This is a genomic window from Aliiroseovarius sp. D2-2 (assembly GCF_055809455.1).
On record NZ_CM147913.1, the window covers coordinates 3,107,671 to 3,128,036 of the forward strand.

Here is a 20,366-nt window from a genome sequence, read left to right on the forward strand (position 1 = left end):
AAGCCAAGGATCGAACATGACCTACCGCGCCACAACCGATGACTTCCAGTTCCTGTTCGACCACATCATTGGCTATGACGACTTGCCGCAAACCGATCGCTTCGCCGAAGCCACAGGTGACGTGGCGATGGCGGTTCTGACCGAAGCCGGTAAGATGTGTGAAGACAAGCTGGCCCCGTCGCACCGCGATGGCGATCTGACCCCCGCCGTTTTGGAAAACGGCATTGTGCGCACATCGCCCGGATTTGCCGACAGCTACGCCGCAATCGCCGAGGGCGGCTGGATCGGTATGGCCGCAGACCCGGAATATGGCGGCATGGGCCTGCCCCTGACCCTGCAAACAGCCGTGAACGACATGATGTCGGCGGCGAACTTGTCACTTCAGCTTTGCCCGTTGATGAGCCAAGGCCAGATTGAAGCCATGGAACATCATGCCTCGGACGAGATCAAAGAACTCTATCTGCCCAAACTGATTTCCGGCGAATGGGCGGGCACGATGAACCTGACTGAAGCGCAGGCAGGCTCAGACGTGGGTGCGCTGACTTCGAAAGCGACTGACAATGGTGACGGCACATATGCTGTGACGGGCCAGAAGATTTTCATCAGCTGGGGCGACAACGACATCACTGAAAATGTCTGCCATCTGGTTCTGGCCCGCTTGCCCGATGGCGCGCCGGGCACAAAGGGTATCTCACTCTTCCTCGTGCCAAAGCTGATCCCTGATGCCGATGGCAATCTGGGTGAAATGAATGACCTGCGCGTGGTCAGCCTTGAACACAAGATGGGCCTGCACGGCAGCCCCACGGCCGTTATGTCTTTTGAAGGTGCAAAGGGCTGGATGATCGGCGAACCGCACAAAGGCATGGCCGCCATGTTCACCATGATGAACAACGCGCGTTTGGGCGTGGGTGTGCAAGGCTTGGGCGCAGGTGAAGGGGCCTACCAGAAGGCGCTGACCTACGCGCTTGAACGCAAACAGGGCCGCACTCCGCTGGGTGACAAAGGCACAGGCATGATCGTCGATTTCGCTGATGTCCGCCGCATGCTGACCCAAATGCGCTGCGAGTTATTTGCTGCCCGTGCCATGGCGCTGTCGCTGGCCAAGGCCATCGACATGTCCAACGCCACCGGCGACGACGCATGGACAGCCCGCGCTGCCCTCCTGACGCCGATTGTGAAAGCTTATGGCACTGAAACGGGCATTCTTGTCAGCCATCTTGGCGTACAGGTCCACGGCGGCATGGGCTTCATCGAAGAAACAGGCGCTGCGCAATACTGCCGCGACGTGCGTGTCACTGCGATCTACGAAGGCACCAACGGCATTCAGGCGATGGATCTGGTTGGCCGCAAGATGATGGACGGGGGCGAGGCTGCATTCCGCCTGCTGGAAGAGATCGAAACACAAGCCGAGGGTGCGCGCGCCCAATTCCCGACGATGTCCGAGGCCGTTTGGTCCGCCGCAGAAGACCTGCGCGAGAGCGTAGAGTGGATGGCCGATCAGAAAGACATGCAAGACCGCTTCGCCGGTGCCGTGCCCTTCTTGATGGGATTTGCCCGCGTGCTGGGGGCTCATATGCACCTGAAAGCAGCGATTGCAGAAGGTGGCAAAGGTCCACGAACCGAGCTTGCCCGCTTCCACATCAATCGCTTGCTTCCCGAACATGTCGCACAATTCGCGCAAGCTCGTGCGGGTGCCGGCGGCCTTTATGCGCTTAGCCCAGAAGATCTGGCATCGTGAGTAACGCCAAAACCGGAAAGCTCAGCTTCCCCTTCCCCGACGCCCCTGCTGAAGGCGAGGTTATCGAAGTGGCAAATGGTGTGCTTTGGGCGCGCCTCCCGCTGCCTATGGCGCTGGATCATGTGAATGTCTTCGCCTTCGAAGATCCTGAGGGCTGGACCATCGTCGACACGGGATTTGACTCAAAGAAAACCCGCCGCATATGGGAACGCCTGCTGGCCGGTCCTTTGGGTGGAAAACCTGTGGTGCGGGTCATTGTCACGCACCACCACCCTGACCACGTGGGGCTGGCAGGATGGTTTCAGCGCGAGCACGGTGCAGAGCTGGTCACCACCCGCACCGCATGGCTTTTCGCTCGCATGTTGTTGCTGGACGAACAGATGGAGCCTGTGGACGAAACGCTCGCCTATTGGCGCGCGGCAGGTATGGACCGCGAGGTCTATGAAAAACGCCTGACCGAACGCCCGTTCAACTACGCCGATATCGTGGCCGATATGCCGCTTGGCTTCAAACGCATCAAGGAAGGCAGCCGCATTCACTTCGGCGGACGTGATTGGGATGTGCGCATTGGCAACGGCCACGCGCCAGAACATGCGACGCTCTGGTCTACGGATGGTGAAGTGGTGATCGGTGGCGACCAGCTTTTGGCGACAATCAGCCCGAACCTTGGTGTCTATGCGACGGAACCGGATGCCGACCCGGTTGGTGACTGGCTGGAAGCCAACGAACGCCTAAAGCAATACGCAACGCCCGACCAACTGGTCCTGCCCGGTCACAAACTGCCCTTCACAGGCTTGCCTACACGTATGCGGCAGCTGATCGACAACCACCACAGCGCCTTAGAGAGACTTGCAAAGTTCCTATCCGAACCACACACAGCAGGCGAATGTTTCCTGCCGCTGTTCAAACGCGAGATCAGAGGTGGCGAATACGGGTTGGCGTTGGTCGAAGCTGTCGGGCATCTGAACCATTTGCTGCATGAAGGACGCGCCACCCGCACGATGCGTGAAGATGGCGCGTGGATTTGGCAGTCAGTCTAAGCCCGTCCGCGCGGCACGACCTCGTGTCCCGCCTCTTCTGGCTCATCATCCACCATCTCGGCAGGGAAACCCGGCGCAGTGATGTCCAAACCAGTGGCTTCTTCCAATCGGCGGATGATGTCGTCTGACTGGGCCCGTTCGCCGAAACGCGCGATCCCGTCTTTGAAAATCTCAATCATCAAAGGCGAGATTTCCAATGGGACATCGGCCCGATCAGCTATCGCCTGAAACAGTCCAATGTCTTTCTTCACCAGATCCATCGTGAACGAGATATCGCGCGATCCGTTCAGTATCACTTGGCTCTCTGTTTCATGCACAAACGATGTGCCGGACGAGATTTTGATGGCTTCATAGGTGGTTGCCATATCCAGCCCGGCCGCTTTCATCGTCACAAGCGCTTCGCAACAGGTCAACAGGTTCGCGGTCGCCAGATAGTTCGTCATCACCTTCAGAACCGAGGCGGACCCCAATTCACCTGTGTGCAAAACCCGCCGCCCAAGCACGGTAAGGATCGGCAAAACGCGTTCAAACGTGGCACGATCGCAGCCCGCGAAGATCGAGATATTGCCAGTGTCCGCCCGGTGGCACCCACCCGAGACCGGGCAATCCACAGCCGCACCTCCGCGCGCTATGACCTCGGCCCCCAACCGCTGTACTTCGGCTTCATCCGTGGTCGACATTTCAAGCCAGATTTTACCCTCGCAGACCTCGTCCAACATCTCGCTGACCACAGCATTAGAGGCCGCGGGCGATGGCAAGCACGTGATCACAACATCACAGTGGCGCATCAAGTCTGCCGCACTTTCCGCAGATTTTGCCCCACGCGCTACAAATGAGGCAACAAATTCTGGGTTCAAATCCAAAACCGTCAAATCCTTGCCATTGCGCAGCAAACTTCCCGCAAGTTTGCCGCCGACATTCCCAAGCCCTACAAATCCGATCTTCATTCTAATCCTCCCTGTTGGAGGCAGGCTTTCAGTCCGCAGACTTTTCTGCTGTCCCGTTTCCGACATCGCACAGCTTTTGTACAAATCATCAGATCGTGACGTGACGCCCGGCCTTCCCTGTGCCAGTCTTTATGAAATGCAACTTTCAAAGAACGGTGCCTGTATGTCTGACGACACCCCCAAAACCCCGCCCCGCCAACCGCGTTCGCATACCGTTGATTGCAGCGAAGCCGGTCCGGTCGTGGTTGAGGATCAAGAACTACCCGCAAAGCTTGCGGAAACTCCTGTTGAGCAAAAAAGCCCTGCGCAATGGGCATATGAGCGGCTGATTCTCTATATCAAAAACTTCGAAGAACAGCTGGATAACGAGCACGAGATCGCCATGGGCTTTGCCGGCGGAGATGCCGGGGTGCTTCGGATCGAAGGGATCGGCTTTTTCGACCCTGACATCATCACCTATTACGGATCAGACGGGGAAGGCACGAAAACCCAGCTGGTTCAGCATGTAAGTCAGCTGTCGGTCATGCTGCGCGCGCTTCCCAAGCAGATTCAGAGTGCGGAACCAAACCGTATCGGCTTTCGACTGGCAGCTCAGTTAGAAGAAGAATAAGAAAGTCTGTGTCGCAAAGGTAATCCGGGCCGTGACAGAGGCCCGGAAATCCGCTAATTGAGGCAAAACGCTAATTCAGAACAGGATTCACAACATGGCTGAACACGTGCATGGCACCATGGAAACGAGCTCTCAGGAAAAAACCTATGCGGGCTTCATGAACGTGACCAAATGGTCGGTCATCGTCATTCTGGCCGTTTTGGTCTTCTTGGCTATCGTCGGCGCTTAAGGCGACACGTTACCAATTTTCTAGGTTCGAGGGTCTTATGGTACGCTTGCTTGCTGTGCTGTCGTTGGTTGTTTCGCTTGCCGGTTGCGGCGGCGCGGAAAGTATCTGGGCCAGTGATCAGTCCGTCACGGAAGCCAACTATCGGCATGATGGCCCTTCGACCATCACGTTGATTACGGTTGTATCCAAGGCATCTGGTTCTGGTGCACATTCGGCGCTTCTGATCAACGGATCACAAAGGGTCATCTTTGACCCGGCCGGCACGTTCAATCACCCCAATTTGCCCGAGCGTCATGACGTACATTACGGCATGACGGACAAGGCCGTGGATTTCTACATCGATTACCACGCCCGGGTTACCTATGACGTGATCAAACAAGATCTTGTTGTGTCACCACAGGTCGCTGAAATGGCAAAACGCGCAGCCGAGCAATATGGCGCTGTCCCCAAGGCCCATTGTGGTCAATCGGTCAGCGCGATTTTGCGAAGCCTTCCCGGGTTCAGTTCGATCCCGCAAACGTATTATCCGAAGAAGATCATGGAAGCTTTCGGGCAACTTCCCGGTGTGCGTAGCCAAAGCTTCAGCGACAACGACCCACATAAAGATAACGAAATCAGAACGCGTGGCATCTAATCCACGCGTTTTCGGTATTCTCGTTCCGCGTTATCCCAACAAAAACAGAAGCGCATAAAGCGTGACGGCACCTGACAAGATGGCCGCCAATACGTTCTTGCTGAAATAGCCCACCGACAATGTCACCAGCGCTGCAGCCAAACGCGCAGGATCTGGGATGCCCCCCGTTGCAGCGGGCCACAACACCAGCGGCGCAACCAAACCAGGCAGAACCGCCGCGGGTGTATATCGCAAATGGCGCAGCAGCCATTCGGGCATCGGGCGGTCCCCTATCAGGCCCAAAAAGCTGAAACGGATCAGGAAGCTACCAATCGCCATCGCAAAGATGACGAACCAAACGGTGGTGTGGTTCAACTCTTCCATCACGCGGCCCTCCGTTCCATGTACAGCTCAACCTGTGCGCCGACGATCATCGCACCGAAGGCTGCGACCAACAGCCCAGTGCCGTAGGGCATCCACGCCATTGCCAGCGCAAGGACTACGGACGTCCCGGCCGAGGCTACATGTGCAAAGGTTCGCAACGAGGGGGCGATCATAGCCAGAAAGGTAATAGGCAGCGCGAAATCCAACGCCATTTCGGGTGGTACCTGTGCGCCAGCGACCGCGCCAAGATAGCTTGCTCCGTACCAAAATGGCGCAAGCGGCGCGACGGTTCCTAGATAGTACCCGACCCGCTCGGACATGGTTAGATCACGCTCCATTTCGAACTTGATTTGAGACAGAGCATAAGCCTGATCGACCATCAGATACGCAACCAATCCACGCTGCCAGATCGGGGCACTGCCCAGATAGGGGGTCAAAGATGCACTGTACATTGCCATGCGCAAATTCACCGCAAGGGCCGTTAGAATAACGATCACCGTTGGGGCGTTTTCGGTCATCATCTGGACAGCCGTGAATTGGGCCGCCCCAGCAATCACAAGCACCGAGAATCCCATGACTTCAGCCACATTCAGACCTGCTTCGGTCGCCACCACACCGAAAAGCGCGGCAAAAGGGATAATAACAAGCAGAAAAGGAAGCGCATCACGCGTTCCACGCAAGAAATGTCGTTTCGGGTTGGACGTTGTCATGCTGAAATCCTAGATTGCTTCTAACGCTTAAGGTGTCCGCACAGGAGTTGCAATTGGCCACGGAACACGATCTGTCAGAGTACTTAATTGCACCGGATCCCGGGGCCACGCGGCTGACACGCGCAGTGACGGGACATGATGAAACCGGCACGCCCGTGACCATCAACGTGGTCGAAGAGCGTCCTTTGACGATTTTCCTGAACCGGCGCGAGATTGTGACCGCCATGACCATCGGCGATTACCCGGAGTTTCTGGCTCTTGGATTTCTGCGCAATCAGGGCATGTTGTCTGAAGCCGACGACATCACCGGCGTGGACTATGACGAAGACATCGACACAGTGGTGGTGCGCACGGCGACTGAAACCAACTACGAAGACAAACTGGCGCGCAAAACACGCACGTCAGGATGCGCGGTTGGCACAGTGTTTGGCGACATGATGGAAGGGCTAGAAGGACTGACCCTTCCCCCATCATCCGTAAAAACATCTTGGCTTTATGCATTGTCGCAGAAGATCAACCGCACGCCTTCGCTGTATCTTGAAGCAGGGGCCATCCACGGCACAGTGCTGTGTCAGGGCGATCGGCCGCTTGTCTATATGGAGGATGTCGGACGTCACAACGCAGTCGACAAAGTGGCAGGCTGGATGCTGGACCAGAATGTGACAGGCGACGACAAGATCCTTTACACCACGGGGCGACTGACCTCGGAAATGGTGATCAAAACCGCGCAGATGGACATACCCGTGTTGGTCTCACGGTCTGGTTTCACCGCGTGGGGCGTCGAGATTGCACAGGATATCGGCCTGACCCTGATCGGGCGCATGCGCGGCCAGCGGTTTACATGCTTGTCGGGTGAAGACCGCCTGATCCGCGATGTAGACCCATCCCACATGGTACGCGAAGATGGCAAGCACCGTCGGAAAGGGGCCGCGAAATGACCCGGCCAGCAGGCATAATCCTTGCTGGGGGTCTTGCCACCCGGATGGGCGGTGGAGAAGACCAACAACTCGACAAAGGGCGGCTGCCTTTGGGCGACGGCACGCTATTAACTCGTGTGATTGATCGGCTCGCCCCCCAAGTCGGCGCGATGGCTTTGAACGCCAATGGTGATCCGGACCGGTTTTCGGACACTGGTCTACCAGTTCTGCCCGACAGTATTGAAGGGTTCGCCGGGCCATTGGCGGGCGTGCTGGCGGGTCTTGATTGGGCGGCTGAGACCGGTGCGACCCATGTCATATCTGCTGCTGCTGACACCCCGTTCTTTCCGCGCGATCTGGCAGATCGCCTGATGATCGCCGCACAGCGCGACGGTGTTGAGATTGCTTTGGCGGCCACGCTTGATCCGCAACGAGGTGCGATGCGGCAACCTACCTTTGGGCTGTGGCCAGTCTCGTTGCGCGATGATCTGCGCGAGGCATTGAAGGGCGGCTTGCGCAAAGTGGTACTGTGGACCGACAAACACGGCGCAGCAGTTGCAAGCTTTCCGCCAACGCCGTTCGATCCGTTCTTCAATGTGAACACGCCGGACGATCTTGCCCATGCGCAAGCTTTGCTGGAGACCACCCAATGAAAATTTTCGGTGTCACTGGCTGGAAGAACAGCGGAAAGACCGGGTTGATGGAACGGCTTGTGGCGCATTTTACTGCGCAGGGGTTAAGGGTTTCGACGCTCAAACACACCCACCACGGTGTGGATCTTGAGAAACCTGGCACTGACACCCACCGACACCGCGTCGCGGGGGCGCAAGAGGTTGTGCTGGTATCATCCGCCCGCATCGCCAGTTTGCACGAATTGCGCGATGATCCTGAACCCCGATTGGCCGAGCTGATCCGGGGCCTGAAGCCCTGTGACCTTGTGCTGGTTGAAGGATTCAAAGGCGCGCCGCATCCCAAGATCGAAGCTCACCGTGCTGCCACCGGCGAAGCGCTATTAGCACCCTCCAATGATACGATCCGCGCCGTGGCCAGCGATGAGCTGTTGCCCGACTTGGACCTTCCAATCTTCGATCTGGATGACACCGCAGCAATCGCAGACTTCATCGCAGAGACCACCGGCCTTGCTCCGCGTAAATCCTACGGGTTGAAAAATAACTGCTTTGCCCTGCCACCCGGCGTGCATTGGACCCCGGTGGACGAGGCGCTGGATACGTTGAAATCCCGCCTCGCACCCGTGGTCGACACCGAAACTGCGCCCACAGCGCAGTCACGCGGCCGTATCCTTGCGTCGGACCACATGGCCGCCCGCTCAAATCCGCCCGGAGCAAACTCCGCAGTTGATGGCTACGCTTTTGCTTATGCGGATCTGCCGAAGGGTGACGTGATCGAACTGCCCCTGATCGCAGATCGCGCCGCTGCGGGCGACCCTTTCACCGGCACGGTGCCAAAAGGCCATGCCATTCGCATTCTGACCGGCGCGTTGCTGCCCGAAGGCGTGGATACGGTGGTCTTGCAAGAAGACGTTCAAATTGACGGGCAAACGCTGCGTTTCCCAGCAGGCGTAAAACCCGGCGCCAACGCCCGCGCGGCTGGCGAGGATGTGGAAGCCGGCAAGCTTGCCCTATCCGCAGGCCACAAAATGCGTGCACCAGACGTGGCGCTTCTGTCAGCGCTTGGCCTACCCAACGCGCAGGTCTTCAAACGTTTGCGGGTGGGCGTCCTGTCCACCGGCGATGAGCTCGCAGAGCCTGGCAGCACGCTGGACCCTGCCCGCACCTTTGACGCCAACCGCCCGATGCTTCTGTCACTGGCCGAGGGTTGGGGATACACCCCTGTCGACCTTGGTCATGTGGCCGATGACCGCGACGCGCTGCGCGCTGCGTTTGACGCCGCAGCCACCAAAGCAGATGTGATCCTCACCTCTGGCGGGGCTTCGGCGGGTGACGAAGACCATGTCTCGGCGCTTTTGAAAGAAACTGGATCTCTGCATCACTGGCGCATTGCCATCAAGCCGGGCCGCCCGCTGGTGTTGGCCCAGTGGAATGGCACTCCGGTCTTCGGCCTGCCCGGCAACCCGGTCGCGGCCCTTGTCACCACGTTGATTTTCGCCCGCCCTGCATTCTCGGTTCTGGCAGGGGGGGCTTGGTTGGGGACAGATGCGATCACCTTGCCGGCAGCCTTCAAGAAATCCAAAAAAGCGGGCCGCCGTGAATACCTGCGCGCGCGCGTGAATGAAGACGGTCAGGTTGAAGCGTTTAAGTCCGAAGGCTCTGGCCGCATCTCTGGTCTTAGCTGGGCTACTGGTCTTGTGGAGCTTCCCGATGAGGCAATGGAAATCTCACCAGGCGCACCCGTCCGCTTCCTACCTTACGCAAGTTTTGGAATTGTCTGACCTCAGTCGCCGTGACGCATTAAACGCTGCTTCTGACGGCCCCAATCACGCTTGGCTTCAGTCGCGCGTTTGTCATGGGCTTTCTTACCCTTGGCAATGCCGACCTTCACCTTCACCAGACCTTTGTGATTGAAATAGATGACCAGCGGCACAAGGGTCATACCCTTGCGACTGGTTGCATTCCACATCTTGGAAATCTCGCGTTTTGACGCCAGAAGCTTGCGCTTGCGCCGCTCCAGATGTCCCCAAGTGATGGCCTGTTTGTAGGGCGCAATATAGCTGTTGGTCAGATAAAGTTCGCCGTCTTCAACTGCCACATAGCTTTCGGCAATGTTCGCCCCACCCTGACGCAAAGATTTCACCTCGGACCCCATCAAGATGATACCGCATTCGATATCTTCCTCGATCGCGTAGTCATACCGCGCACGCCGATTGTCGGCGATCACTTTGTAATTGGGATCTTCTTTCGTCTTAGCCATGGTCCGGATGTAGGGCTTGGACTGCGAACTGTCCAGCCCATCGCGCGCGCAAAGAAAAAGGCCGCGACATTGCACGGCCCCTTTTAACTTTGGATCAGTTGATCAACCCGGCGCGACGCATGGCAGCGTCGATTGCGGATTTGGTCTCGTCCGTGATCTCGGTCAGCGGGCTGCGCACTTCGGTGCCGCAGCGGCCCAGTTTAGACAGGCCGTATTTGGCACCACACAAACCTGGCTCCATGAAGATCGCTTGATGCAAGGGCATCAGCTTGTCGGCAATCTCCAACGCTTTTGCGAAATCACCCGACAGCGTTGCTGCCTGCAAGTCCGCACAAAGGCGCGGGGCCACATTCGCGGTGACTGAGATGCAGCCAACACCACCTTGAGCGTTGAATCCATGTGCCGTGGCGTCTTCGCCCGACAATTGGATGAAGTCCGCACCACAGGTCATGCGCTGAAAGCTGACCCGCGCCAGATCGCCGGTCGCGTCTTTAACGCCCACGATGTTTTTGTGCTTGGACAAAGCCCCCATGGTTTCAGGTGTCATATCAACAACCGAGCGGCCCGGAATGTTGTAGATCACGATGGGCAGATCAACCGCGTTGGCCAACGTCTCGTAATGGGCAATCAACCCGCGCTGGGTCGGCTTGTTGTAGTAAGGTGTGACGACCAGACCAGCCGCGGCACCTACACGCTTGGCGTGCTCCATAAACCGCAGCGATTCGGCGGTGTTGTTCGACCCGGCACCCGCGATGACCGGTACGCGTCCAGCGGCGGCTTCAACCACCGCTTCAATCACGGCCTCATGTTCCTCATGGGTCACAGTCGGGCTTTCGCCGGTCGTCCCCACAGGCACCAAACCTGATGAACCTTCTTCGATCTGCCACTCTACAAGGTGTTTGAGCGCGTCGAAATCCACTGCACCGTTCTTGAACGGCGTAACCAGGGCAGGAAGAGATCGCTTTAAACATGACACGCTCCATTTTGTCTGTGTTTCCAGTTATGTCTGTGTACGGACGCTGAATCACCCTACAAACGCGGCGGAAACTAGCCGGGTTCATCACAAATGCCAAGTTTGTGTGTTGCGTGTTAGCGCCACAAAGATAGGTTTTGCATATGAACAGGATCATTTCGCGCTTTACGCCAGCCCTTTTGCTGGCTGTTTTCATCGGTTTACCCTCATTTACGGGGGCGGTCGCACAGGACTCAGCTGCGGTTTCGGCGTTTCAGGCCGCCATTAAATCTGCACGTGCGGATGAATGGGGAACGGCCTCTGCCCAAGCGCGCAATGGCGGGGCGTTGGCGTCTGACATTGTCGAATGGCATCGTCTGCGCGAAGCAAAGGGAAGTTTTGCCGATACGCGTGCTTTTTTGGCGCGCCATCCTGATTGGCCGGGATTGAAACTTCTGCGTAAGCGGTCCGAAAAATCGATCCCCCATAACCACACCCCATCCGAGGTGCTAGACTTCTTCAAAAACCAACCTCCGCAAACCGGCCGGGGCGCGTTGCGACTGGCTGAGGCGTTGAAGGCAACCGGCAAGACGGAAGAGGCTAAGGCACAGATCATTCTGGCCTGGGTGTCCATGTCGCTGGATCAGGACGAACACGATGCGTTTTTATCCCGTTACGGCGACGCGCTGAAATCCCACCATTGGGATCGTGCAGACATGCTTTTGTGGCGCGGGTCCACCAAGGAAGCGACGCGCCTGTTGCCGTCACTGACCTCTGGCCAGCAGGTCTTGGCAAAGGCACGCATCGGGTTGCGTCGCAAACAAAATGGTGTGGACGCGTTGGTCAAAGCTGTTCCAGCCAGCCTTTCTGATGACCCGGGCCTTGCCTATGAACGATTCCTGTGGCGCGCCTCCAAAGGGCGCAATCAGGACGCGGCGGATTTGCTACTTGAACGATCCAAATCGGCGCAGTCTTTGGGAGAGCCTGATCGCTGGGGAAGCTGGCGACGTGTGTTGGCCCGCTGGTCCATGCGCGAAGGGAAATCCAAACAGGCCTATCGCCTTGCAGCATCACATCACATCCCGAACGGGTCCAGTCGGAACGATTTGGAATGGCTGGCGGGCTATTTGGCACTTCGCAAATTGAACGACCCCGCAACCGCCAGTACCCACTTCCAAACCTTCCAGCAGGGGGTTGAGACTCCAATCAGTTTGGGTCGCGCTGGGTATTGGAACGGACGCGCCTATGAGGCGCAGGGTGATAAAATCAGCGCTCAGGCAGCCTATGAATTTGGCGCAGAGTACCAGACAAGTTTCTATGGCCTTCTGGCGGCCGAAAAAGCCGGCGTTCCTATGGACCCGCGCCTGACGGGTTCCGAGCCCTTCCCTGACCACAAGCAGGCAAACTTCTGGGGTGGATCGGTGATGGAGGCCGCGCGCCTGCTGCACGCTGCGGGCGAGCTTTATTGGGCCGAGCGGTTTTCGGTGCATTTGGCCGAAAGCCTATCGCGTGAGGAATTGGGGCAGCTTGGAAAGTGGGCTGAAAGCGTGAAAGAGCCACATCTTCAAGTCATGATCGCGAAACAGGCCGCGCGTCAGGGCCACACGATTGCCCGCGCATATTTTCCAACACCTGATATCGGGCGCGGAAACCGCACTGTTCCCCGCGCGCTTGAGCTGGCCATTGCACGCCGCGAAAGCGAATTTGACCCATCCGTGGTCTCGGGCGCGGGTGCGCGCGGGCTGATGCAGTTGATGCCGGGTACAGCGTCTGACATGGCGAAACGGCTAGATATGCCCTATTCCAAAGCGCGGCTGACCACAGACCCCACTTACAACACGCGGCTCGGGTCCGAGTATCTGGCCAAGCTGATTGAAGACTTCAAAGGCAATCCAGTGCTGATTTCCGTGGGCTATAACGCTGGTCCCGGTCGTTCACGCAGTTGGACCGAGAAGTTTGGCAATGTGCGCTCGTCGTCAGTCGACATCATCGACTGGATCGAACACATCCCATTTCGCGAAACACGCAACTACGTCATGCGCGTGACCGAAAGCCTGCCTGTCTACCGGGCGCGCTTGAAGGGACAGACGGAACCTCTGCGCCTGTCCAAAGAGCTTAAGAAGTAGCGCGCCGGCTGCGAATCAGAGTGAATATCCCGGCCGACACGACGATCACCGCACCAATCACAACATTGGTGTGCAGAGTTTCGCTAAAGACTAAGACACCGATGATGCTGACGAACACAAGCTGCAGAAAAGCGAAGGGCTGGACGGTGCTGGCCTCAGCAAATTCGTAGCATTTGATTAAGAGCCAATGGCCCAGCACACCAGTGCAGCATAGAAGCGCCATCCACACCCAATCCCGTTGGGACATCGGCTCCCAGAACCAGACGCCGATCACTGTCATGACGACCGCGCCCATAATGCCCGTCCAGAAGAAGCTGGTCTGCGTGCTGTCCGTTTTCGCAGCCAACCGCGTCATCAACCCGTAGACTGCGAACATAGCAGCCGCGACGAGAGGTATGATTGCATAGGGCGAAAACACACCTGATCCTGGTTGCAGGATGACCAGTATGCCAATGAAACCTACACCAATGGCGGCCCAACGCCGCCAGCCCACATGCTCGCCCAGAACCCGACCGGACAACGCGGCCACCATCAGCGGGTACACCGCGAAAATCGCATGGGTTTCCACAAGGCCCAGCAGCGTGAACGACAGAACGGTCACGCAAATCTCTAGCGCTAAAAGCGCTCCGCGTGTGATCTGCAACCAAGGGCGCGCGGGTCTAAGCGCCTGTGAAAGGCCCCCGTTTCGCCGTGTAATCACAATAACAAAGGCCGCGAAGAACCAATAGCGGATCATCACCACCATCCAGACGTTGTATTCCCCGCCCAGATGGCGCGAGATTCCGTCCTGCATCGCGAAGACAAAGGTCGTGGCGACCATAAGCCAGATGCCGATTTGGTTGTTGCGATCCATTGCGTCCCCTAGGGTCGCAATCTGCCGCGGCTCATATGCCGCTTGCGCCCGTATCCGGGAATACGTTCCACGTCGAAACCTGCTACGTCTAGGGCGCGACGAACAAAACCTGCGGCGGTAAATGTCGCAAACGTCCCATTTGGCGCGGTGTGCGCGCCGACCGCGCCCATCAGCATGTCACCCCAAAGCTCTGGATTTTTCGCGGGTGAGAAGCCGTCAAGGAACCACGCATCCGCGCGGCCTTCCCAAGTGGCAAGCGTTTCTCGGGCATCGCCCTCGATCACCTCAACCGCGAACCCATCCATGTCGAGCCGCCGCTGACCATCTGCCCAGGCCGCCAGAAACGGATCCGCCACGGCGCGCGCTTCGGGGAAGGCTTGCAGAGCGCGGTCGATGTCGGCGGCCTCCATCGGGAAGGCCTCGAACGAGGTAAAGCGAACGCCATCCGGCGCGCCCGCGTCGCGCCAAGCAAGAAAGGCGGCCAGCATGTTCAGCCCGGTGCCAAACCCCAGCTCTGCAATGTGAGAGCCCGCGCCGATACGCGCGGGAAGGTCGTTGCCATCGATGAACACGTGGCGCGTCTCGGCCAGCCCGTCTTCAAGCGAGAAATAGGGGTCGTCGAACCGATCCGCCACCGGCACACCGCTGTCTTTCCACGTGATGGTCGCTGTCTGGCGCTTTGTCATGATGTGCCTTAGAACCCTCATTGAAACTCGCGCGACCATGAAGAAGGAACGCCCCAATGGCAATCGCTGATGTGACGGTTTACGGCGCGGGAATCTTTGGTCTGTCTGTGGCGTGGAGCTGCGCGCGTCGTGGCGCGACAGTGCGGGTAATCGACCCGAATGGGCCGGGTGCAGGGTCGTCCGGCGGGTTGGTCGGCGCGTTGGCCCCGCATGTTCCCGAACGCTGGAACGCCAAGAAAGCTTTCCAGTTCGACAGCCTGATCATGGCAGAAGGCTATTGGGCCGAGGTTGAAGAGGTCTCAGGCCTCTCCCCCGGTTATGCGCGCAGCGGACGGTTGCAGCCCATTGCAGACGAACGCTTGCTTGAGCTGGCACGTGCGCGTGCGGCCGAAGCGGACACGCTCTGGCAGGGCAAGGCTGTGTGGCAGGTCCGCCCGGCGTCGGATTTCCCGGATTGGGCGCCAATCAGCCAGACAGGCTTCCTGATCCACGACACACTGACCGCCCGCATGAGCCCGCGCCGCGCAGGTGCGGCTTTGGTCGCCGCGATCCAAGCCAAGGGCGGCGAGATTGTGACTGAAGGCCCACCCGAAGGGGTCGAGGTTTGGGCCACTGGTTGGCGTGGATTGATTGAGTTGTCTGAACAGCTTGGCAAACCCGTCGGCAACGGCGTGAAGGGCCAAAGCGCCCTTCTGGATTATGACGCGCGCGACATGCCGCAGCTGTTCGCAGACGCGGTACATATTATCCCTCACGCAGATGGAACGGTGGCCATCGGGTCCACCAGCGAACGGGAATTCCACGATCCCTCAAGCTGTGACGATGCGCTGGAAGATGTGATCGCCCGCGCCTGCGCGGCCTGCCCTGCGCTGAAAGACGCCCCCGTGATTGAACGCTGGGCTGGCGTGCGCCCGCGTGCCAAATCCCGCGCGCCGATGCTGGGCGAACACCCTACCCGCACAGGTGCGTTCATAGCCAATGGCGGTTTCAAGATCGGTTTTGGCATGGGCCCGCGTGTGGGCGAGCTGATGGCGGACTTGGTTCTGGATGGCCGTGATGCGATCCCGGATGATTTCCGGGTCGAGTCGAGCCTTTAGACATCGGCCGGACGCGCTGTCGCTTCCATACACAACCGCCCGTCATGCCCACGCACCCACAGCGAGTTTCCCTTCCTGCAAAGACCTGCGGCTTCAACATGCAAAACCGGTGAATTTGCACGGAACGTGAACTCCGACAAAGGCCCAAGCTCTCGTGTAGCTTTCAGCATCAGCAGTTGCGCCAACAGCGGACCATGCACGACAAGGCCGTCGTAGCCTTCAACATCCCGGCAATAATCCAAGTCATAGTGAATGCGATGCCCGTTAAACGTCAGGGCCGAGTAGCGAAACAACAGTGTCGAGTTGAAGTCCCAAACCTCAAGACTATCCTCATCATCGGGGGCCTGAAGGGGCGTTGGCGCGGGCCCGTTGGGATTTGGGTCTTCGCGATAGACAAGGTCCTGATGCTCGGTCACTGCAAGCTGCCCGGATTGCCAAATCTCATGCCGCAAAGTCACGAAGGCCAACGGACCTGTGCGACCCGTTTTATGTGCTTTCGCCTCGACGAAGCTGCGCTTTTCTGCGGCTTCCCCTACAAGAAGCGGCGAAGAGAAAGACAGCCGACCTCCTGCCCACATACGCCGTGGCAGACCCATGTCAGGGATCAACCCTCCTACTTTAGGATGTCCATCACGACCAAGGCGTGACGGGGGCTGTGCGTCCCAGAAATAGAGTTGGTGGAAGAACGGGGGCAACGGATCGCCAGCCTTCAGTGTACCCGCTGTCCCCAGCGCGACAAGAAATGCCGAAGCGCGGGCGGGATCCAACTGATCGGTGACGATGTGAGGGTCGTGTGATATGTCCTGCATGACCAAATCGTAACGCGTTATGTCCGAAGGGAAAAGAAGATGTCACCAAAGCTTTCTGCGCTCGATCATCTTGTGCTGACTGTGACGGACATTGACGCAACGATTGGGTTTTATGAGGGCGTGCTTGGGATGCAGTCTGAACGGTTTCAGCCAGCCGATGGTTCAATCCGTTGGGCGCTGAAATTTGGGGTGCAAAAGATCAATCTGCATGTGGCAGGTCAAGAATTTGAACCAAAGGCGCAAGCTCCTGTGCCGGGCAGTGCTGATCTGTGTTTGCTTACAGAAGATCCCCTTGGCACATGGCAAACCCATCTGCTGGACAAAGGCGTCCCCATCATCGAAGGACCCGTCCGGCGCACGGGCGCGGCGTTCCCCATCGAGTCACTTTACGTGCGCGATCCGGATGGGAATCTGATTGAGATCTCTCGAAAGATTGAGGGCTAATCTACGGCCACGCGAAGCTTTTCCATCAGCTTTTTCAGGTTCGCCTCATAGCGCTCGTTGGTCAGCTTACCATCTGCGTCGAACTCGCCCGAGCTTCCTGCGACTGCAATTTCCGGGCCAACGACCAACTGCGGCTGAAACGCTGTCATAGCCGAAACGAGCGACGCCTGCGCACGTTCGCCTCCTGCCCGGCCAGCTGCCGCGGACATAAGCGCAACTGGTTTGCCTTCCCAAGGCTGCGGCTTCACCCTGCTGACCCAATCCAGCGCGTTCTTCAGAACACCAGACAGCATCTTGTTGTATTCGGGCGTCGAGATGATCACAGCATCCGCCGCAGCAATCTGTCCTGCCAGTTTCACCACGGCATCAGGCACACCATTCGCCGCTTCAAGGTCGCCATCATAAAGTGGCAGGTCCAGATCTGCCTCGGTATAATCAGCATTGTCATAAAGCCGCGCAGCATTGCGCAGAAGAAACCGGTTCGTTGCGTCTTTACGCAGGGAACCGGACATGCCAAGCAATTGGTGTTTGGACAAATGAGCCTCCGTGTTCGCGTTATCCCGATTAGGGGGTGCATCACCGAAGAGGTCAAGCAATAGACAGGGCATAGCATGCGTCACGGCGGACAAATTCTGGTGGATCATTTGAAAACCGAAGGCGTGGACCGCGTCTTCTCGGTACCGGGTGAAAGCTTTCTTGCGGCCTTGGACGGGCTTTACGACAGCGGGATTGAAAACATCGTGTGCCGTCAGGAAGGTGGGGCCGCGATGATGGCCGAAGCGCATGGCAAACTGACCGGCGCGCCGGGTGTGGTCTTTGTCACGCGCGGGCCGGGGGCGACGAATGCATCTGCTGGCATTCACATTGCGATGCAGGACGCCACACCGATGGTCATGTTCGTGGGACAGATCGCGCGTGGTCATCGGGACCGTGGGGCGTTTCAGGAAGTTGACTACCGTGCGTTTTTCGGGCCCTTGGCCAAATGGGCCTGCGAATTGGAGCAGACGGATCGCTTGCCTGAATACCTCGCACGCGCCTTCCACGTTGCGCGAACGGGTCGGCCCGGTCCGGTCGTGGTGGCCCTGCCCGAAGATATGCTCAGCGACATGGCGGACGTGCCAGATCGGCCAGCCGTTCCTGCCACGCAGGGCCACGTCGGCAACGCGGATGCAAAGGCCATCTTGGCCGCAATCGCGACCTCAACGCATCCGCTTTTGATCGCAGGTGGGCCGGGCTGGTCGGCTGAGACTGGCACAGAACTTATGAACTTCGCGGCCGCGAATGCTCTGCCTGTCGCAACGGCTTTCCGGCGTCAGGACTACGTCGACAACGGCCATCCCAACTATGTCGGAGACCTTGGGCTGGGCATCAATCCCGGCTTGAAAGCCATGTTCGACAAGGCGGATACGCTGGTGGTTCTGGGCAGCCGTCTGGGCGACATCGTGACCGGCAGTTACGAGATGTTGGACCCCGCAGCCACAGGCAAGAACATCGTTCATGTCTATCCTTGCGCCGAGGAGCTGGGCCGTGTCTATCACGCGGATCAGACGTTTGTGGCAACAGGCGCAACCGCGATCGCAGCCTTGACGCAACTTACGCCGGTGAAGGACCACCCATGGTCTGGTTGGGCCGCCGATGGGCGGACATCTTACGAGAGCTTCCAGACCCCAATCGAAACCCCCGGTCCCATCAAGCTTGAACGCATCATGCACTGGCTGTCGGACAATCTGCCGGCAAATACGATCATGACCAATGGCGCGGGCAACTACGCCACATGGCTGCACCGTTATTTCCGGTTCAAGGAATTTGGCACGCAGTTGGCCCCAACTTCAGGGTCCATGGGGTATGGCTTCCCCGCCGCCGTTACAGCAAGCCTTCAGCACCCGGATCGCACCGTCATTGCATGGCTTGGCGATGGCGAGTTTCAGATGACGCTGAACGAGATGTCGACCGCCATTCAGCATGGTGCGAACCCCATCGCAATCATCGTGAACAATGGGCGTTACGGTACGATCCGCATGCATCAGGAAAAGACCTATCCCGCGCGAGTTTCAGGCACGGAACTGACGAACCCTGACTTTGCCGATCTGGCCCGTGCTTATGGAGGTCATGGGGAAACAGTCACGAAAACCGAAGATTTCGAAGCGGCGTTCAAACGCGCCAAAGCTTCGGGAAAACTGGCCGTGATAGAACTGGTCGTAGACGAACAAGTCGCCACACCGGGCCTGACGCTGGATCAGTTGCGTGCGCAGGGGGAAGCGGGTTGATGCCCGCGCCCCGCTGCTAGTCTTCAGCCCCTCGACATCTCCATCAGCTCTGCCAGATGAATTGTGCCCATCTGGATAAAACTGTTTTCACTGGCAATCGCCAGCGCGGTGTCCGCGTCGGGTGCGTTGATCACGCAAAACCCCATCATTGGCTGCTTGAACCCTTCGCGGTGGCCATCGCTATCGACGGTCCACTGCGCCTTGAAGGGTGTCTCGGGCATTTCAAACACATCCGCATATTTGGCAATCCAAGCCTTATACGCGGCCTGCATCTCGGCCTTCTTGTCGTCAGGTACATCCGTCGGCTCGTGATAAGCCATGTAAAATTTTGGCATCGTCTCTCCTCCCGTTTTTGGGATCAGTATTCGACCCCTATTTGCGCTTTGATGCCTGACCGGAACGGGTGCTTCACCAATTCCATCTCGGTCACCAGATCGGCGACCTCGATCAGATCATCCGAGGCATTGCGCCCGGTTAGGACCACATGAGTCATGTCAGGCTTTTCTTCGACCAGAAACTTCACCACCTCGTTCACGTCGACATAGTCGTAGCGAATGGCAATGTTGATCTCATCCAGCAGCACCATCTTGTTCGATGGATCGCGGATCAGTTCTTTCGACTTCTCCCACGCGGCCTGCGCCATTTCGATATCGCGGGTGCGGTCCTGCGTTTCCCAGGTGAAGCCCTCACCCATCGTGTAAAACTCACATACATCGCTGAATTTGGCGTTGATCAGATCGCGCTCGCCACAATCCATGCCACCTTTGATGAACTGCACCACGGCGCATTTCATATCAGCAGCGATACACCGGAAAATCATCCCGAACGCGGCCGAGCTTTTGCCCTTGCCCTTGCCCGTATGCACGATGATCAGACCTTTCTTATCGGTCTTTGTCGCCATGATTTTATCACGCGCGGCTTTCTTCTTCGCCATCTTTGTGGCGTGGCGGTCGGAATCTACGGTCATTCTAGCCTCACTTCTAAAAGATAACCCACTGTGAAAGCACTCTCAGGCAGATGCAAGTGCGGGCGCCCCGAATATCGAAGCGCCCGCT

General features: G+C 58.1%; 23 protein-coding genes. 12 read left to right on the forward strand and 11 right to left on the reverse strand.

The annotated features are described in order from the left end of the window. The first annotated feature begins 16 nt into the window (after window positions 1-16). The gene (locus AC0L6A_RS15415) at window positions 17-1,738 is read left to right on the forward strand and encodes an acyl-CoA dehydrogenase (protein ID WP_473291224.1); all 1,722 of its coding nucleotides are present in this window, start codon (window positions 17-19) and stop codon (window positions 1,736-1,738) included. Then, window positions 1,735-2,778, forward strand: coding sequence for an MBL fold metallo-hydrolase (locus tag AC0L6A_RS15420; RefSeq protein ID WP_473291226.1), 1,044 nt, complete (start codon window positions 1,735-1,737; stop codon window positions 2,776-2,778). Before AC0L6A_RS15415 ends, AC0L6A_RS15420 begins: the two co-directional genes overlap by 4 nt. Here AC0L6A_RS15420 and AC0L6A_RS15425 read toward each other — a convergent pair. Continuing rightward, a complete protein-coding gene (locus AC0L6A_RS15425; RefSeq protein WP_473291227.1) occupies window positions 2,775-3,725 on the reverse strand; it encodes an NAD(P)-dependent oxidoreductase in 951 nt (316 codons plus the stop codon). The genes AC0L6A_RS15420 and AC0L6A_RS15425 overlap by 4 nt on opposite strands. Window positions 3,726-3,888: 163 nt before the next feature. Between AC0L6A_RS15425 and AC0L6A_RS15430 the strand changes: the two genes are divergently transcribed. The 3 genes from AC0L6A_RS15430 to AC0L6A_RS15440 all read left to right on the forward strand — a co-directional run bounded on the left by AC0L6A_RS15430 (window position 3,889) and on the right by AC0L6A_RS15440 (window position 5,198). Further along, complete coding sequence (locus tag AC0L6A_RS15430) at window positions 3,889-4,335, forward strand: DUF6173 family protein (RefSeq protein ID WP_473291229.1); 447 nt, start codon at window positions 3,889-3,891, stop codon at window positions 4,333-4,335. Window positions 4,336-4,429: 94 nt separating this feature from the next. After that, on the forward strand, window positions 4,430-4,564 hold the full coding sequence (locus AC0L6A_RS15435; protein WP_473291231.1) for an aa3-type cytochrome c oxidase subunit IV: 135 nt from the start codon (window positions 4,430-4,432) through the stop codon (window positions 4,562-4,564). Window positions 4,565-4,601: 37 nt separating this feature from the next. Continuing rightward, window positions 4,602-5,198 carry a hypothetical protein gene (locus tag AC0L6A_RS15440; protein WP_473291232.1) on the forward strand — a complete coding sequence of 199 codons (597 nt, stop codon included), beginning with the start codon at window positions 4,602-4,604 and terminating at the stop codon, window positions 5,196-5,198. A gap of 30 nt (window positions 5,199-5,228) precedes the next feature. Here AC0L6A_RS15440 and AC0L6A_RS15445 read toward each other — a convergent pair whose 3' ends face one another. Further along, the gene (locus tag AC0L6A_RS15445; protein ID WP_473291234.1) at window positions 5,229-5,561 is read right to left on the reverse strand and encodes an AzlD domain-containing protein; all 333 of its coding nucleotides are present in this window, start codon (window positions 5,559-5,561) and stop codon (window positions 5,229-5,231) included. Next, window positions 5,561-6,271, reverse strand: a complete 711-nt coding sequence (locus tag AC0L6A_RS15450; RefSeq protein WP_473291236.1) for an AzlC family ABC transporter permease — start codon at window positions 6,269-6,271, stop codon at window positions 5,561-5,563. Before AC0L6A_RS15450 ends, AC0L6A_RS15445 begins: the two co-directional genes overlap by 1 nt. 47 nt (window positions 6,272-6,318) lie before the next feature. On the opposite strand from AC0L6A_RS15450, the gene AC0L6A_RS15455 reads away from it, so the two are divergent. From AC0L6A_RS15455 to AC0L6A_RS15465, 3 genes are read left to right on the forward strand one after another with little or no spacing between them, the layout of a single operon-like run. Beyond that, window positions 6,319-7,209: a formate dehydrogenase accessory sulfurtransferase FdhD gene (locus AC0L6A_RS15455; protein WP_473293524.1), complete on the forward strand. Its 891-nt coding sequence runs from the start codon at window positions 6,319-6,321 to the stop codon at window positions 7,207-7,209. Then, window positions 7,206-7,841, forward strand: coding sequence for a molybdenum cofactor guanylyltransferase MobA (gene mobA / locus AC0L6A_RS15460; protein WP_473291238.1), 636 nt, complete (start codon window positions 7,206-7,208; stop codon window positions 7,839-7,841). Before AC0L6A_RS15455 ends, mobA begins: the two co-directional genes overlap by 4 nt. Then, window positions 7,838-9,598, forward strand: a complete 1,761-nt coding sequence (locus AC0L6A_RS15465) for a bifunctional molybdopterin-guanine dinucleotide biosynthesis adaptor protein MobB/molybdopterin molybdotransferase MoeA (RefSeq protein WP_473291239.1) — start codon at window positions 7,838-7,840, stop codon at window positions 9,596-9,598. The genes mobA and AC0L6A_RS15465 overlap by 4 nt, the downstream gene beginning before the upstream one ends. Window positions 9,599-9,600: 2 nt before the next feature. On the opposite strand, the gene smpB is transcribed toward AC0L6A_RS15465, so the two are convergent. Further along, complete coding sequence (gene smpB, locus AC0L6A_RS15470) at window positions 9,601-10,077, reverse strand: SsrA-binding protein SmpB (RefSeq protein WP_246927905.1); 477 nt, start codon at window positions 10,075-10,077, stop codon at window positions 9,601-9,603. 94 nt (window positions 10,078-10,171) lie between these two features. Then, window positions 10,172-11,053, reverse strand: coding sequence for a 4-hydroxy-tetrahydrodipicolinate synthase (gene dapA, locus AC0L6A_RS15475; protein ID WP_473291241.1), 882 nt, complete (start codon window positions 11,051-11,053; stop codon window positions 10,172-10,174). A gap of 140 nt (window positions 11,054-11,193) precedes the next feature. On the opposite strand from dapA, the gene AC0L6A_RS15480 reads away from it, so the two are divergent. After that, complete coding sequence (locus AC0L6A_RS15480) at window positions 11,194-13,155, forward strand: lytic transglycosylase domain-containing protein (RefSeq protein WP_473291243.1); 1,962 nt, start codon at window positions 11,194-11,196, stop codon at window positions 13,153-13,155. On the opposite strand, the gene AC0L6A_RS15485 is transcribed toward AC0L6A_RS15480, so the two are convergent. Then, window positions 13,145-14,008, reverse strand: a complete 864-nt coding sequence (locus AC0L6A_RS15485) for a DMT family transporter (RefSeq protein WP_473291245.1) — start codon at window positions 14,006-14,008, stop codon at window positions 13,145-13,147. The genes AC0L6A_RS15480 and AC0L6A_RS15485 overlap by 11 nt on opposite strands. Window positions 14,009-14,016: 8 nt before the next feature. Beyond that, the gene (mnmC2, locus tag AC0L6A_RS15490; protein ID WP_473291247.1) at window positions 14,017-14,694 is read right to left on the reverse strand and encodes a tRNA (5-methylaminomethyl-2-thiouridine)(34)-methyltransferase MnmC2; all 678 of its coding nucleotides are present in this window, start codon (window positions 14,692-14,694) and stop codon (window positions 14,017-14,019) included. Window positions 14,695-14,750: 56 nt separating this feature from the next. Here mnmC2 and AC0L6A_RS15495 point away from each other — a divergent pair, with 56 nt between their 5' ends. Next, on the forward strand, window positions 14,751-15,791 hold the full coding sequence (locus AC0L6A_RS15495; RefSeq protein WP_473291249.1) for an NAD(P)/FAD-dependent oxidoreductase: 1,041 nt from the start codon (window positions 14,751-14,753) through the stop codon (window positions 15,789-15,791). On the opposite strand, the gene AC0L6A_RS15500 is transcribed toward AC0L6A_RS15495, so the two are convergent. Continuing rightward, entirely contained in the window at window positions 15,788-16,600 is an 813-nt protein-coding gene (locus AC0L6A_RS15500) for an HTD2 family dehydratase (protein ID WP_473291251.1), read from the reverse strand. The two genes, AC0L6A_RS15495 and AC0L6A_RS15500, sit on opposite strands and share 4 nt — an antisense overlap. A 39-nt stretch (window positions 16,601-16,639) precedes the next feature. On the opposite strand from AC0L6A_RS15500, the gene AC0L6A_RS15505 reads away from it, so the two are divergent. Continuing rightward, window positions 16,640-17,044 (forward strand): VOC family protein, encoded by a 405-nt coding sequence (locus tag AC0L6A_RS15505; protein ID WP_473291253.1) that lies wholly within the window; start codon window positions 16,640-16,642, stop codon window positions 17,042-17,044. On the opposite strand, the gene AC0L6A_RS15510 is transcribed toward AC0L6A_RS15505, so the two are convergent. Then, window positions 17,041-17,556, reverse strand: a complete 516-nt coding sequence (locus AC0L6A_RS15510; RefSeq protein ID WP_473291255.1) for an NADPH-dependent FMN reductase — start codon at window positions 17,554-17,556, stop codon at window positions 17,041-17,043. The genes AC0L6A_RS15505 and AC0L6A_RS15510 overlap by 4 nt on opposite strands. Before the next feature lie 99 nt (window positions 17,557-17,655). Between AC0L6A_RS15510 and AC0L6A_RS15515 the strand changes: the two genes are divergently transcribed. After that, window positions 17,656-19,311: a thiamine pyrophosphate-binding protein gene (locus tag AC0L6A_RS15515; RefSeq protein WP_473291257.1), complete on the forward strand. Its 1,656-nt coding sequence runs from the start codon at window positions 17,656-17,658 to the stop codon at window positions 19,309-19,311. Window positions 19,312-19,334: 23 nt separating this feature from the next. On the opposite strand, the gene AC0L6A_RS15520 is transcribed toward AC0L6A_RS15515, so the two are convergent. Together AC0L6A_RS15520 and cobO are read right to left on the reverse strand one after the other, a co-directional pair. After that, window positions 19,335-19,646, reverse strand: coding sequence for a YciI family protein (locus tag AC0L6A_RS15520; RefSeq protein WP_473291259.1), 312 nt, complete (start codon window positions 19,644-19,646; stop codon window positions 19,335-19,337). A gap of 23 nt (window positions 19,647-19,669) precedes the next feature. Continuing rightward, window positions 19,670-20,278, reverse strand: coding sequence for a cob(I)yrinic acid a,c-diamide adenosyltransferase (gene cobO / locus AC0L6A_RS15525; RefSeq protein ID WP_473291261.1), 609 nt, complete (start codon window positions 20,276-20,278; stop codon window positions 19,670-19,672). Between the last annotated feature and the right edge of the window lie 88 nt (window positions 20,279-20,366).

What these genes read in the sequence shown, in the direction of transcription:
- AC0L6A_RS15415 (WP_473291224.1), top strand. Translation starts at nt 17, where the DNA reads ATGACCTACCGCGCCACAACCGATGACTTCCAGTTCCTGTTCGACCAC.
- AC0L6A_RS15425 (WP_473291227.1), bottom strand. Translation starts at nt 3,725, where the DNA reads ATGAAGATCGGATTTGTAGGGCTTGGGAATGTCGGCGGCAAACTTGCG.
- AC0L6A_RS15430 (WP_473291229.1), top strand. Translation starts at nt 3,889, where the DNA reads ATGTCTGACGACACCCCCAAAACCCCGCCCCGCCAACCGCGTTCGCAT.
- AC0L6A_RS15435 (WP_473291231.1), top strand. Translation starts at nt 4,430, where the DNA reads ATGGCTGAACACGTGCATGGCACCATGGAAACGAGCTCTCAGGAAAAA.
- AC0L6A_RS15440 (WP_473291232.1), top strand. Translation starts at nt 4,602, where the DNA reads ATGGTACGCTTGCTTGCTGTGCTGTCGTTGGTTGTTTCGCTTGCCGGT.
- AC0L6A_RS15445 (WP_473291234.1), bottom strand. Translation starts at nt 5,561, where the DNA reads ATGGAAGAGTTGAACCACACCACCGTTTGGTTCGTCATCTTTGCGATG.
- AC0L6A_RS15450 (WP_473291236.1), bottom strand. Translation starts at nt 6,271, where the DNA reads ATGACAACGTCCAACCCGAAACGACATTTCTTGCGTGGAACGCGTGAT.
- mobA (WP_473291238.1), top strand. Translation starts at nt 7,206, where the DNA reads ATGACCCGGCCAGCAGGCATAATCCTTGCTGGGGGTCTTGCCACCCGG.
- AC0L6A_RS15465 (WP_473291239.1), top strand. Translation starts at nt 7,838, where the DNA reads ATGAAAATTTTCGGTGTCACTGGCTGGAAGAACAGCGGAAAGACCGGG.
- smpB (WP_246927905.1), bottom strand. Translation starts at nt 10,077, where the DNA reads ATGGCTAAGACGAAAGAAGATCCCAATTACAAAGTGATCGCCGACAAT.
- AC0L6A_RS15480 (WP_473291243.1), top strand. Translation starts at nt 11,194, where the DNA reads ATGAACAGGATCATTTCGCGCTTTACGCCAGCCCTTTTGCTGGCTGTT.
- AC0L6A_RS15485 (WP_473291245.1), bottom strand. Translation starts at nt 14,008, where the DNA reads ATGGATCGCAACAACCAAATCGGCATCTGGCTTATGGTCGCCACGACC.
- mnmC2 (WP_473291247.1), bottom strand. Translation starts at nt 14,694, where the DNA reads ATGACAAAGCGCCAGACAGCGACCATCACGTGGAAAGACAGCGGTGTG.
- AC0L6A_RS15495 (WP_473291249.1), top strand. Translation starts at nt 14,751, where the DNA reads ATGGCAATCGCTGATGTGACGGTTTACGGCGCGGGAATCTTTGGTCTG.
- AC0L6A_RS15500 (WP_473291251.1), bottom strand. Translation starts at nt 16,600, where the DNA reads ATGCAGGACATATCACACGACCCTCACATCGTCACCGATCAGTTGGAT.
- AC0L6A_RS15505 (WP_473291253.1), top strand. Translation starts at nt 16,640, where the DNA reads ATGTCACCAAAGCTTTCTGCGCTCGATCATCTTGTGCTGACTGTGACG.
- AC0L6A_RS15510 (WP_473291255.1), bottom strand. Translation starts at nt 17,556, where the DNA reads ATGTCCGGTTCCCTGCGTAAAGACGCAACGAACCGGTTTCTTCTGCGC.
- AC0L6A_RS15515 (WP_473291257.1), top strand. Translation starts at nt 17,656, where the DNA reads ATGCGTCACGGCGGACAAATTCTGGTGGATCATTTGAAAACCGAAGGC.
- AC0L6A_RS15520 (WP_473291259.1), bottom strand. Translation starts at nt 19,646, where the DNA reads ATGCCAAAATTTTACATGGCTTATCACGAGCCGACGGATGTACCTGAC.
- cobO (WP_473291261.1), bottom strand. Translation starts at nt 20,278, where the DNA reads ATGACCGTAGATTCCGACCGCCACGCCACAAAGATGGCGAAGAAGAAA.